Below are 13,697 nucleotides of genomic sequence, written 5' to 3'. Positions count from 1 at the left end.
ATTTATTTTATTTCAAAATATTCTTTATATCTGTCATATAAATGCCCCGCTTGCAAATAAGCTGATTGCGGACTCATAAAATGAGAAAATTCGAAGGTGATAGCCTTATCATATCCAGCACGTTTTGCCGCTTCCAATTTCATCCGAAGTTTATCGAACTTAATGGGTAGAAAACGAATAGGCATATCACGGTCAAAAGATTCGGCATTTGTCCAACATTGCATACCATACTTATCTGCTAACTTTTTATTGACAGAAAAGAAGGCATCCAGTTCATCATAATCAATATGACCATCTTGAAAAGCGCATGCGTCTACCACCTCATGAATTCCATCAAAAATTTCATCCCACTCTTTTTCGTGTTGTTGTACAGAAACGGCATCTTCCTTAGTCATCTTTGTCGTTCCCATTATTGCTTTTTTGCCATCGATCCAAGGAGATATAAAAGTAGGCAATCCATTGGATACATCTTTACATTGTTTACCTAATGCATGAAAAGCACCAATCGCACCTTTCGTTGCCCGACTAATTTCACCACTGATGTACCATCCACCAAAACTTTTATACTTGGAACCATAGTTTTTCCAAACCTCATCAATCACATATTTATTATCTTCTACTTCCCAGGTCATATCTCCTGTGTCCCAGTATTTACCCGAATCATATAATCCAAAATAGAATTTCATTCCATACTTTTCAGCTAAACGCAAAAACATATCCACCAAATCAACAGAAGGCATATAGCAACCTTTTTTCAGCAAATAAGGAGAAGGGAAAGTTACAAATTTACGATAGCCCGAACGGATCATTATTACCGTATCAATTCCTATATTCTTCATGTGTTGAAAATCTAGGTCCCATTCTTTCTCACCCCAATTCTGATGTGGAATGTCATGCGATATCTCATCCAGAAAAGTTCCGGTAATTTTTAATCCATTGTTTTTAGGAACAATGAGTTTACTTTCCAGACCATCGGTTGCCACTATTGTACTAGCATTAGCTTTTGAAGTACAAGATTCAAACAATGTTGGCACAGCCAAAGCCGACGCACCAGCCAATGTGGCTTTTTTTAGAAAATTTCTTCGATCTAATGTTTTCATATTAGTTTAATTAAAACAGCTGTTAACATTTATATTTTTATTACCTATTGAATATACTGTCCTGTAATATCTATTTTTTTATTATTGAAAGGATCTAATATCTGATCTATCAAAATAGCCATTTCACCCCGTAGAATATTTCGATTCATATCTAAATCTTTCAAGCCAAATTCACTCCAGATTTCTTCAATCCTACCCTTCTTCAACTCAATACTTTCTTTTTCAGCAATCCCTTCTATCATCTCTACCGCTTTCTGAATTGATATGGTATTATTACCTTCAAAATTTTGCTTATCAACAAAGGGATACACATCTCTTAGCCCTTCCAACTCATTTGCCAATAACAAAGTATCTGCTCTAAACCACGTTTGATTTGCCCAGTCAACACTTTTACCTATACCTTTTAAAATTCCTGTAGAACCTACACGCTGTAATGATTTAAACATTGGATGATCCATTGCAACATCTAAATAAGGTAATAAATATCCTTTCGCATCCAAAATTGCATTTTGCACTTCCCGAACAGACACTTCACTAATATTCTTATTTTCTTTCACTGCAAGAGCTGCCAATGCTCCCGCTGCCTGTCCAATCTGCATTACCATAGGTTGCAAGCGAGTGGTACCATTAATTATATTGGAAACGGATATTGATTTTTCAGCAACAATCAAACCTTCAACATCTTTTGGAATCAGAGTTCCTAAAGGCAATCCATACGAAGGTACCGGATGAAAATAGAGATTAGGCAATTCTTCATATCCATGATAACGGGTATGATGATGATCTACTGGATAATTTCCAACAGCAATGCAAGTGCGATAAAGTGGTTGAGACTGGTTGAACGGCTCACAAACATGATTTAAATTAAAACGAACCAATCCATGGATTCTTCTTGACTCCCTATGATAAGGAATAAATGGCAGTTTGTCGGCCGTAGGATATTCATCATCAGCCAATCCCAATGTATTAAAGCCTAACTCATGTTGCAGGAAATAAACAAAGCACATTGTATAATGCTTGGCATATTTCAATGCTTCTTCACGTTCCTCGCGAGTCATTTCAATCAGGTTAACATAATAATCATTGCCTTCTATCGGCCAATTTATCATATACTTATTATTAGGAAGCTTCCCATATGTTATCATCATTTCCTTAGACCATACACGATCCGGTTCTTTAGGTATGATACAAACAGGACTGGCGCATGCACAAGCAAATTCATCTTTATTGTATCCTTCAGGACAAGGAATCGTCACATCCTTACCGTAATCTTTCAAGGTTGCAACGTATGTAATATCCTGGACTATATTATTTTTCTCTTCCGGGGCAATATCTTCTTTAGTATCATGACGGCTTTCCATGCCGATATTATATTTCACACCGCACATTTTTGCTATATCACCCAATTCAGTACCATCAATCAAAATTTTAGCGCATACTTCTTTAATCGTATTATCCTTCATCTGAATTTGAGCAATCCAAGAATCATCTTTTCTTTCCAATTTTACCAGAGTAGTATTATGCCATACTTTTAGTTTTTTCTCTGCACCAACCATTTCATGGAAAATTTTATTTCCAACAGAAGGTTCAAATAGTACCGCACTAACCCAACCGGTTTTTAAGGAATCAAGCCCTCCGTAATAATCAACCAAATGTCCACGAAACTCACCAAATAAGCCAGCTGGTAAATCATAATTTCCATCAACAGCACTTACACCCGCAGAAGTTAGCATTCCACCCAACCAATCTGTTTCTTCCACTATTAATGTCTTAGTTCCCATTCGAGCAGATTGAATACCAGCGGTCACCCCACTAGCACCTCCACCAACAATCAACACATCAACAGAATCATCCAAATGAGAACATGCCATGAAACATAAGGCTATTAACAAATATAGAGTTAGAAAATAGTTTCTCATATTTAATTCATTTAAGGATACAGACTTTTATTAATAATATCACGGCACAAATATAGCTATATTTATTAAATAAACAATAGATAATAAAATATTTTATTAATAAAAACATTATTGATAGCATAATTAATTAATAGAAGGGGTAATTAATTCACCAATCATCATATTCCATTTATTATACCCATAATCGATCACCCTTATATTATCCTGTATATAAACTCATTAGATAACATATATATAGTATAACATCCAAGATATTCTAATTTTCAAGGTTCTAAAACCGTAAATTAATAAAAAAATTAATTATCTTTGTGTGAATTACCAAATAAGCATAGTTATGAACCAACAATTCTTGAAAGAAATAGAAAAGGGCTCTAAAAGCGCTCTCGTCAAAAAGAGAATTATTACACATTATATATATAATGGCAGTTCTACAATTCCCGATCTTTCAAAAGAGCTGGATTTAAGTGTACCAACTGTCACCAAATTTATTGGCGAAATGTGTGATGACGGATATATTAATGATTATGGAAAATTGGAAACTAGCGGCGGACGCCATCCAAACCTTTATGGACTTAATCCCGAATCCGGTTACTTTTTAGGTGTAGACATTAAAAGATTCGCTGTCAATATCGGCCTGATAAATTTTAAAGGCGATATGGTGGAACTGAAAATGAATATACCTTATAAATTTGAGAACTCAATTGAAGGGATGAATGAGTTATGCAAACATATTCTCAATTTTATAAAGAAACTCACTATTAATAAAGAGAAGATCTTAAATATTAATGTAAATGTATCGGGTCGTGTAAATCCTGAATCAGGATATAGCTTCAGCCAGTTTAATTTTGAGGAGAGACCATTAGCAGATGTATTATCCGAAAAATTAGGATATAAAGTGACTGTTGACAATGATACGCGTGCCATGACCTATGGAGAATATATGCAAGGCTGTGTAAAAGGAGAAAAAGATATCATTTTTGTAAATGTAAGCTGGGGAGTAGGGATCGGAATTATTATTGACGGGAAGATCTATACTGGAAAATCCGGTTTCTCCGGTGAGTTTGGACACATGAGCGCTTATGATAATGAAATAATCTGCCATTGCGGCAAAAAAGGATGCCTGGAGACAGAAGCCTCCGGTTCAGCACTGCACCGTATTTTATTGGAACGTATTCAGAACGGGGAAAGCTCCATACTATCGACTCGAGTCGCCACAGAAGAAAATCCGATCACTCTTGATGAGATAATTGCTGCCGTGAATAAAGAAGACTTGCTTTGCATTGAAATCGTAGAAGAAATCGGGCAGAAACTGGGAAAACAGATTGCCGGACTAATCAACATCTTCAACCCGGAACTGGTAATTATAGGGGGAACTTTATCTCTGACCGGCGATTATATCACCCAGCCCATAAAAACAGCCGTACGCAAATACTCACTCAATCTGGTGAATAAGGATTCAGCCATTATAACATCCAAATTGAAAGATAAAGCTGGCATTGTTGGCGCTTGTATGCTAGCACGCAGCAGAATGTTTGAAAGCTGATTATCTTCTACGCTGGGAGAAAAAGTTATCTATAAAGCGAACGATATAGACTACTGCCACTCCGGCAACTACTAAAACAATAATACGACTCAACATAGATTACATTTTTATATTTCACATCTATTACATACACTGAATTTTCCTTTCATAGGAAATTGGATATTTTATAAAAATTAGAACGCTGATTATTAGTTAATAATCAGCGTTCTAATTTGAGAGCCGCTAGCCAGACTTGAACTGGCGACCTACGCGTTACGAATGCGTTGCTCTACCAACTGAGCTATAGCGGCGTTTGTCTCTCGTTTACGGCGTGCAAAATTACAGCTTTATTTGAGAAAACAAAAAGAATCCGATTATTTTTTGAGCTTATTTTTTAAATCAACTTTTGTTGACGTAATCTAAAACTTTTCTTTGCGCTCAAATTTCCCGTCCTCGGTATAATATTTCCATGTACCTTTCGGTTTATTATTTGCATACTTTCCACGAAGTTTCAAGGTACCATCTTCATAATATTCACGGTAACGGCCGTGACGTTTCCCTTCTTTTACTTCCGCTTCACTCTTCAATGCGCCTTCCGGATAGAACTCCCGCAACACATTCCCTTCAAACTTTTCGACATAGAAACGTTTCAGTTCGCTCATCTGCTCTTTCTCGGTTTCAGCATCTTCGTTCATTTCCTTATCATCTTCATCAGTAGCAATAGCAACGGCAACCTCTTCCGGTTGATATGGGCTATAATCCATCACATACTGCAAAGAAGCCGAGTGATCCTCTCCTATAATCTGCATAGTCCAGTAAGGGAATGAATACAAAACGTCTTTGTTTGATTGTATTTCATTCCATGTGGCAGGATTCATCATCGGTTTCAACTGGGAATAAAACTTGCGCACATCTGTATATAAGAAAATAGTAGAACTTGATTTTAAATATGACAGTGCATTTTCAAAACCCGGATTATTTTTCAATAAATTCTTCTGCTCGTAATCTTCTACAAAGGAAAGTAAAGAAGCAGCTTTATTACTAAAAACGACATAATCGTCAACATAAGTATAGTATGGCTTCTCAAATTTATCAAATAGCTTCCCAAAGAACAAGCGGAAAAAGCCTTTCATCTCGATATAATTAATCTCGAAATCCTTATAATTAGCAGTCTTAATCTTAACCGGAGTACGTCGCTTAATCTTCTTTTCAATGAATTCCATGTTCTTACGGGCATCTTTAATACTTTTAGCCCTGATAGCCAGAATCAGTTCGGGATCATGCCCTAACAAACCTGGTTCGGATTGCGTAATAGCAAACTCTCCTGACATCCAACTCAAGAAGTTTTCTTCCAAAGATATACCGAATAGCCCTTCTATCTTTTTCCGGGAACTTTGATAAGAATCATACAGCTGTTTATTGTGAACCGACAGTGCATTCTCCAATTCCTTTACAAAAGTTACCGGACTATTGAAACCTATATTCGTATAAAGAGCTGTCCGCCCGGACAGAATCTCATGCGCTTTCATTTTATGTTTTCCCGAATTCAACAAAGCAGTGACATAAGGATCGGCAGAATCTTTTTTCAACGTATATCCTTTCACCTCCATCCTTTCCTTATTCATATTTAAATAAAGTCCCGCAAAATTCATGGAATTGCTAAACAGATCGATATACTCATTTCTTGTACCTAAATAAATAGACATAAATTGAGGTACACGCGCATAATTGATAAAGACCCTGACAAGCCCCTTACCGGAAACCAACTTCTCTGTTTCAATAAAAGACTGATCAAGCCCGATTTTAGGTTTATTACGAGAATCAATAGCCGACTCGACAAGTCCGGATGTATAAGAACCGACCAAATGATTATCGACAAAAGCAATATAGAAAATATCCCTCGTCTCGGGATCGCGCATTTCAAGGATATTAATACCATTATGCATCCGGTTAGTCACAGTAAAACCACTCATAACCAATACGGTTTCAACCTGGTCTTTCAATAAGTCCATCTTTGATGTCTTCTGCATATCCAGGATAAGTAGAAAATCCCAATTAGTGGGACGAGTCTTATGGAGCGAAATAAGCATATCCCGCTCACCAACAAGCGACAATAATACCTTATTGCTTTTGACAACGGAATCCAGCTTCTCCACACTTTGCGTCACCTCCTCAAAAGATTTCGCTTTCTTCAGGCATTGCCACGTCTCGCTTCCACTAAACTTCTCCCAATCTTCAATCGGAGCCGATGACTGAATAATAAATGCCGCATCTTCCGGAACCAGATAGATCTGCTGAATATTCCGATCAGGCGAGACAAATAAATAAACCACGGAATATACAACATATACCGCCAAAGCCAATGCAGCCACAACTAAAGTTCTCTTCACTATTTTCGAGGTACTTTTTTTCTTCTCCGGGCCTGCATATTGCTCTTCTTGCCCGCAATTTAATTCATCCATTATTGAGTTGTTATAAACTTGAATGGACAAATATACAAAAAAAACTATTCTGAATAAAACATAAACCATTGACTCGTATCGTAAATATGTACTAACTTTACCGCATGAAAAAGAAATTCCAACTCGAAGTTCCGGGAGGAGCCGATAAGGTCTTACTTCATACCTGTTGCGCTCCTTGTTCATCAGCCATTATTGAATGTATGATGCAACATCACATTACCCCTGTTATCTATTATTGCAATCCTAATATCTATCCGCTGGAAGAGTATATGATAAGAAAAAACGAATGTACACGCTATGCCCAATCATTGGGATTGGAGATAATAGATGCTGATTACGATCATGAAAACTGGCGATGTCATATAGCAGGAATGGAGCAGGAACCCGAAAGAGGAGGACGCTGCCTACGTTGCTTTAAACTACGCTTATTGGAGACCGCCCGTTATGCACACGAACATGGCTTTTCCGTAATAACCACAACGCTTGCTTCCAGTCGTTGGAAAAGTCTGGAGCAGATTAATGAAGCCGGACAATATGCCACTGCTTCATACCCGGATGTCACATACTGGGAGCAGAATTGGCGGAAAGGCGGACTTAGTGAACGACGCATTGCCATCATTAAAGAGTATAACTTCTACAACCAACAATATTGCGGTTGCGAATTCAGCATGAGAAAAGAAGAATAAAACGAACCCGACATCAGCAGCTAACCAATGAATCGAAGTAAAAAAGGTAAAAACAGAAAGCTATTCAAAAAGAAATTACATTCCAATAACAAGTTAGGATGTATCATCGCCATCATTGTGCTCATTCCTATTCTTTTTGGCGTCTATTTGTATTGCCAACAGATTAATATCCAGAAAAATAATGAACTGCAAACCGATGCTTCCCTTCAAATTCCACTTGGCAAAGATCTGGAGACACCCATATCATTAGCTCCCCGGCAAGAACAAATCATCCGGCATAGCGGATATACCGTATCATATAACAAAGATTTAAAGATCCCCAACTGGGTCTCTTACGAATTAACCCGGGAAGAAACCAGAGGAAAAGAAAAAAGAGGCAATCGTTTCATTGCCGATCCATTAGTGACAGGTCCGATTGCCACGAATGCCGACTACACCCGTTCAGGATATGATAAAGGCCACATGGCTCCTGCAGCAGATATGAAATGGAGCCCCGAAGCCATGAAGGAATCATTCTATTTCAGCAATATGTGTCCACAACATCCACAGTTAAACAGAAGAGGGTGGAAAAATCTGGAAGATAAAATCCGGAATTGGGCCATAGCAGATAGTGCCATTATTATTATATGTGGACCTATTATTGAAAAACAGCCTAAAACGATTGGAAAAAATAAAGTCGTAGTACCTCAACAGTTTTTCAAAGTAGTCCTATCCCCTTTTGTCAAACCGATACGGGCCATCGGCTTCTTATTCAACAACGAGCAGGCAGTAGAACCTCTATCTTCATATGTAGTCACAGTGGATAGCATCGAGAGCCTGACTAATATGGATTTCTTTGCCCCCCTGCCCGACGAAATAGAAAACAGGATAGAAGCGGACGCTAATTATTCCTTATGGCCGAACTAACTTGCAAAACTCATTCAGCTGAAACGAATTCATCTCCATACGCCAATAGTATTCTGTTACAACAGTCCTTCACCTTATTATAAAGGGATGCCGTAGCGATTCTAACGGTTTCACACGGTATCATCAAGTAATTCAATTAGTCCCACATATTATGGGAAAGTATTCTTTTATATTGTGGGAAAGTATTCCCACAATATATGGAACTAATGGAGTTACTATACAAAAAAGGAAATACTCTAAAGATCCGGATAAATCAAGAAGGGTGAAACGCAAGATGAAGAAACAGCTTCATAAACCGCACCAAAAGAAAACAAACTTTTGATGCGGCCGCCCTGTGATTCATCATGTAAAGAGAACAATCCTATCCAAATTCTTTTTATCTTTGGCGAACTTTTTAAATATACCTCAAAAGATGAAGAGAAAAAAGAGAAACATTCTATTATCCATTCTAATCGGAGCATTCCTCCTTTGTGCAATTGCCGGAGGCACCTTTTATTACTATCTGTTTGCTCCTCAATTTCATCCATCTAAAACTGTATATATTTATGTAGACCGGGATGATACAGCCGATTCTATCTACCATAAAATAAAAGAATTCGGGCACGTCAATAAGTTCGCCGGATTCCGGTGGATGGCAAAATACAAAGATTTCGATCAGAATATCCATACCGGACGTTATGCCATTCGCCCCAATGACAATGTCTATCATGTATATAGCCGCTTTTCCAGAGGTTATCAGGAAGCGGTCAACCTTACTATCGGAAGTGTCCGGACATTAGACCGGTTAGCACGAAGCATTGGGAAACAACTCATGATAGACTCTGCCGAAATCGCCAGCCAGTTATTCGACTCTACTTTCCAGGCTCAAATGGGATACACAACCATAACACTCCCCAGCCTTTTCATACCTGAAACCTATCAGGTATATTGGGACATGAGCGTAGACGACTTCTTTAAACGAATGAAGAATGAACACGAACGTTTCTGGAACAAAGAACGTCTGGCACAAGCCACCGCCATCGGCATGACACCGGAAGAAGTCAGCACTCTTGCTTCCATCGTCGAAGAAGAAACCAACAACAATGAAGAAAAGCCAATGGTAGCCGGATTGTATATCAACCGTTTACATCAAGATATGCCTCTGCAGGCAGATCCTACCATCAAATTTGCACTGCAGGATTTCGGTCTGCGCCGAATCACCAATGAGAATTTGAAAGTCAACTCCCCCTATAACACCTATATAAATACCGGACTGCCTCCAGGCCCCATCCGTATCCCTTCTAAAAAGGGAATAGACAGCGTATTGAACTATACCAAACATAACTATATCTACATGTGCGCCAAAGAGGATTTTTCCGGAACTCACAACTTTGCATCCAATTATGCCGACCACATGGCAAATGCAAGAAAATACTGGAAAGCCCTGAATGAAAGAAAGATTTTCAAGTAAATTTGTAATAAAACGAACGGAAAAGCCTATCTTTGCCCGATAGATTAACAAACTGTGATCAACACTAAATAAAAGAAATATATATGAGCAAGCAACTCTTACTTGGCGATGAAGCCATTGCACAAGCTGCACTGGATGCCGGACTTTCTGGTGTTTATGCCTATCCTGGTACTCCTTCAACTGAAATTACGGAATATATTCAAATGGCCCCAATAACGACCGAACAGAATATACACAACCGTTGGTGTGCCAATGAAAAAACAGCGATGGAAGCTGCGTTGGGTATGTCATTCGTTGGTAAACGGGCATTAGTTTGTATGAAGCACGTAGGTATGAATGTAGCTGCCGACTGTTTTGTCAACTCTGCCGTCACAGGCGTGAAAGGCGGATTGATGGTGATAGCAGCAGACGACCCCAGTATGCACTCTTCGCAGAACGAACAAGACAGCCGTTTCTACGGAGATTTCTCACTGATCCCCATGTACGAACCCAGCAATCAGCAGGAAGCGTATGATATGGTATACAGTGGCTTCGAATTCTCTGAAAAATTGGGCGAACCTATCTTGATGCGTATGGTAACCCGCCTTGCACACTCCCGCTCTGGAGTAGAACGCAAAGCACAAAAACCACAGAATGGCATCTCTTTCAGCGAAGATCCCCGTCAGTTCATCTTGTTACCGGGAAACGCCCGCAAACGCTACAAAGTATTGCTTGCCCGCCAAGACGAATTTATCAAAGCCTCGGAAGAATCACCTTATAATAAATATACAGATGGTCCTAACAAAAAGTTAGGAATTATCGCTTGCGGTATAGGTTACAATTATCTGATGGAAAACTATCCTGAAGGTTGCGAATATCCGGTACTTAAAATCGGCCAGTACCCATTGCCTAAAAAGCAATTACATCAATTGATTGACTCCTGTGACGAAATCCTCGTTCTGGAAGACGGACAACCATTTGTAGAAAAACAATTGAAAGGTTATCTGGGCATCGGCGTTAAAGTAAAAGGACGCTTGGACGGCACTCTGTCACAGGATGGAGAATTGAATCCGGACTCTGTAGCCCGCGCCGTAGGCAAAGAGAATAAATCGGAATTCGGCATTCCTTCTGTCGTAGAAATGCGTCCGCCTGCACTTTGCGAAGGTTGCGGACATCGCGATATGTATATCACATTAACCGAAGTTCTGAAAGAAGAATACCCATCTCATAAAGTATTCAGCGACATCGGCTGTTACACGCTAGGTGCGAATGCTCCTTTCAATGCAATCAACTCATGCGTAGACATGGGCGCCTCCATCACGATGGCAAAAGGTGCGGCTGACGGAGGTCTTTTCCCGGCTGTAGCTGTCATCGGAGACTCCACATTCACCCATTCCGGAATGACCGGACTATTAGATTGTGTGAACGAGAATGCCAGTGTAACCATCGTCATCTCCGACAATGAAACTACCGCCATGACAGGCGGACAGGACTCTGCCGGAACCGGACGTATCGAAGCGATCTGTGCAGGTATCGGAGTAGATCCGGCTCATATCCGCGTCGTTACTCCGCTGAAGAAAAACTATGAGGAGATGAAGCAAATCATTCGCGAAGAAATCGAATATCGCGGTGTATCTGTCATTATTCCACGCAGAGAGTGTATCCAAACATTAGCACGCAAAAAAAGAAGTAAGTAAGCCATGAAGAAAGACATTATATTATCAGGAGTCGGTGGACAGGGAATTCTGTCTATTGCTACAGTGATCGGCAAAGCTGCCTTGAAAGAAGGATTATATATGAAACAAGCAGAAGTGCACGGAATGAGCCAACGCGGAGGAGATGTTCAATCCAACCTCCGTATCAGCGACCAGCCGATTGCTTCAGACTTGATCCCATCAGGTAAATGCGACCTTATTATTTCATTGGAACCCATGGAAGGATTGCGCTACCTCCCCTATCTTAGCCCTAACGGTTGGTTGGTGACTAACGAAACTCCGTTTGTCAATATCCCCAATTATCCGGAAGCAGACAAAGTAATGGCAGAAATCAATAAGCTGCCTCACAAAATTGTGTTGAACGTAGACAAAGTAGCCAAAGAAGTAGGCTCCGCCCGTGTTGCCAACATTGTCTTATTGGGAGCAACGATTCCATTCCTCGGCATCAATTACGAGAAAGTGCAAGACAGCATCCGGGAAATCTTCCAGCGCAAGGGAGAAGCAATTGTAGAAATGAATCTTAAAGCATTGGCCGCCGGCAAGGAAATTGCAGAAAAGCTAATGTAATAACAGACATTATCATGAGTACACAATACTGGGAAGAAGAACTAGAAACCATGAGCCGGGAGAAGTTGCAGGAATTACAACTTCGACGGCTCAAGAAAACAATCAATATAGCTGCGAACTCCCCATATTACAAAGAAGTTTTCAGCAAACATGGCATCACAGCAGATAGCATACAATCATTAGACGATATCCGCAAATTGCCCTTTACTACCAAAGCCGATATGCGTGCCCACTATCCTTTCGGGCTGGTAGCAGGTGATATGAGCAATGATGGTGTACGTATTCACTCTTCCAGTGGTACTACCGGAAACCCGACAGTTATTGTTCACTCACAGCACGATCTCGACTCCTGGGCCAACCTGGTAGCCCGTTGCCTATACGCAGTAGGAATACGCAAGACCGACGTCTTCCAAAACAGCTCCGGATATGGTATGTTTACAGGGGGGTTAGGCTTCCAATACGGTGCAGAACGCCTGGGCTGCCTGACAGTTCCCGCTGCAGCAGGAAACAGTAAACGACAGATTAAATTCATCAACGACTTTAAGACTACCGCTTTACATGCTATCCCCAGCTATGCCATCCGCCTTGCCGAAGTCTTTCAGGAAGAAGGACTTGATCCCAAAGGAACCACACTGAAAACGCTGGTTATCGGTGCCGAACCTCACACCGACGAACAACGCCGGAAAATAGAAAAGATGCTGGGCGTAAAAGCATACAACAGCTTCGGTATGACAGAAATGAACGGCCCCGGCGTTGCTTTCGAATGTCAGGAACAAAACGGAATGCACTTCTGGGAAGACTGTTATCTGGTAGAAATTATCGATCCTGAAACAGGAGAACCCGTTCAGGAAGGAGAAATCGGAGAATTAGTGCTTACAACTCTCGACCGTGAGATGATGCCGTTAATCCGCTATCGCACCCGCGACTTAACCCGTATTCTTCCGGGGAAATGCCCCTGCGGCCGCACGCATATCCGTATCGACCGTATCAAGGGACGCAGTGATGATATGTTCATTATCAAGGGAGTAAATATCTTCCCGATGCAGGTAGAAAAGATACTCGTACAATTCCCCGAATTAGGCAGCAATTACCTGATTACACTGGAAACGGTCAACAACCAAGACGAGATGATCGTCGAAGTAGAATTAAGCGACCTTTCCACTGACAATTATATTGAACTGGAGAAGATCCGCAAGGATATAACCCGCCAATTAAAGGATGAAATATTGGTGACTCCCAAAGTTAAACTGGTAAAAAAAGGCTCTCTCCCACAAAGCGAAGGAAAAGCCGTCCGAGTGAAAGACTTAAGAGACAACAAGTAACGATTCAAAATTCCATGTGCTAATATACCAACCGCTGTTCACCATGCGGAATGGAATATTAGCACATTA

Annotated in this window: 10 protein-coding genes and 1 tRNA gene; 7 read left to right on the top strand and 4 right to left on the bottom strand. The window is 40.2% G+C overall.

The window, feature by feature from the left end; genetic code table 11:
• Positions 1 to 2 precede the first annotated feature (2 nt).
• Both NXV01_RS15080 and NXV01_RS15075 read right to left on the bottom strand, forming a co-directional pair.
• The gene (locus tag NXV01_RS15080) at positions 3 to 1,100 is read right to left on the bottom strand and encodes a DUF4434 domain-containing protein (RefSeq protein WP_259022786.1); all 1,098 of its coding nucleotides are present in this window, start codon (positions 1,098 to 1,100) and stop codon (positions 3 to 5) included.
• 44 nt (positions 1,101 to 1,144) lie between these two features.
• Positions 1,145 to 3,019 (bottom strand): FAD-dependent oxidoreductase, encoded by a 1,875-nt coding sequence (locus tag NXV01_RS15075; protein WP_259022785.1) that lies wholly within the window; start codon positions 3,017 to 3,019, stop codon positions 1,145 to 1,147.
• Positions 3,020 to 3,353: 334 nt separating this feature from the next.
• On the opposite strand from NXV01_RS15075, the gene NXV01_RS15070 reads away from it, so the two are divergent.
• A complete protein-coding gene (locus NXV01_RS15070; RefSeq protein ID WP_074559553.1) occupies positions 3,354 to 4,562 on the top strand; it encodes an ROK family transcriptional regulator in 1,209 nt (402 codons plus the stop codon).
• A 217-nt stretch (positions 4,563 to 4,779) separates the two neighbouring features.
• Here the strand turns inward: NXV01_RS15070 and NXV01_RS15065 are convergent.
• Positions 4,780 to 4,852, bottom strand: a tRNA-Thr gene (locus tag NXV01_RS15065).
• 108 nt (positions 4,853 to 4,960) lie between these two features.
• The gene (locus tag NXV01_RS15060; protein WP_259011448.1) at positions 4,961 to 7,003 is read right to left on the bottom strand and encodes a toxin-antitoxin system YwqK family antitoxin; all 2,043 of its coding nucleotides are present in this window, start codon (positions 7,001 to 7,003) and stop codon (positions 4,961 to 4,963) included.
• 104 nt (positions 7,004 to 7,107) lie between these two features.
• Between NXV01_RS15060 and NXV01_RS15055 the strand changes: the two genes are divergently transcribed.
• The 6 genes from NXV01_RS15055 (at position 7,108) to NXV01_RS15030 (ending at position 13,628) form a co-directional block, all read left to right on the top strand.
• Positions 7,108 to 7,689: an epoxyqueuosine reductase QueH gene (locus NXV01_RS15055; RefSeq protein WP_259022784.1), complete on the top strand. Its 582-nt coding sequence runs from the start codon at positions 7,108 to 7,110 to the stop codon at positions 7,687 to 7,689.
• A 27-nt stretch (positions 7,690 to 7,716) separates the two neighbouring features.
• Positions 7,717 to 8,595 (top strand): DNA/RNA non-specific endonuclease, encoded by an 879-nt coding sequence (locus tag NXV01_RS15050; RefSeq protein ID WP_259022782.1) that lies wholly within the window; start codon positions 7,717 to 7,719, stop codon positions 8,593 to 8,595.
• A gap of 412 nt (positions 8,596 to 9,007) precedes the next feature.
• Positions 9,008 to 10,045: an endolytic transglycosylase MltG gene (mltG, locus tag NXV01_RS15045; RefSeq protein ID WP_074637065.1), complete on the top strand. Its 1,038-nt coding sequence runs from the start codon at positions 9,008 to 9,010 to the stop codon at positions 10,043 to 10,045.
• Between the two features lie 83 nt (positions 10,046 to 10,128).
• Positions 10,129 to 11,721 carry a thiamine pyrophosphate-dependent enzyme gene (locus tag NXV01_RS15040; protein ID WP_259022781.1) on the top strand — a complete coding sequence of 531 codons (1,593 nt, stop codon included), beginning with the start codon at positions 10,129 to 10,131 and terminating at the stop codon, positions 11,719 to 11,721.
• Between the two features lie 3 nt (positions 11,722 to 11,724).
• The gene (locus tag NXV01_RS15035) at positions 11,725 to 12,306 is read left to right on the top strand and encodes an indolepyruvate oxidoreductase subunit beta (RefSeq protein WP_195358988.1); all 582 of its coding nucleotides are present in this window, start codon (positions 11,725 to 11,727) and stop codon (positions 12,304 to 12,306) included.
• Between the two features lie 14 nt (positions 12,307 to 12,320).
• On the top strand, positions 12,321 to 13,628 hold the full coding sequence (locus NXV01_RS15030; protein WP_148366349.1) for a phenylacetate--CoA ligase: 1,308 nt from the start codon (positions 12,321 to 12,323) through the stop codon (positions 13,626 to 13,628).
• Positions 13,629 to 13,697 lie beyond the last annotated feature (69 nt).

Origin of the sequence: Bacteroides sp. BFG-606, from assembly GCF_024788145.1 — a bacterium.
Lineage (GTDB): Bacteria > Bacteroidota > Bacteroidia > Bacteroidales > Bacteroidaceae > Bacteroides > Bacteroides vicugnae.
The sequence above is the reverse complement of the archived record's forward strand: the minus strand, read 5'-3'. Positions and strand labels throughout refer to the sequence as shown.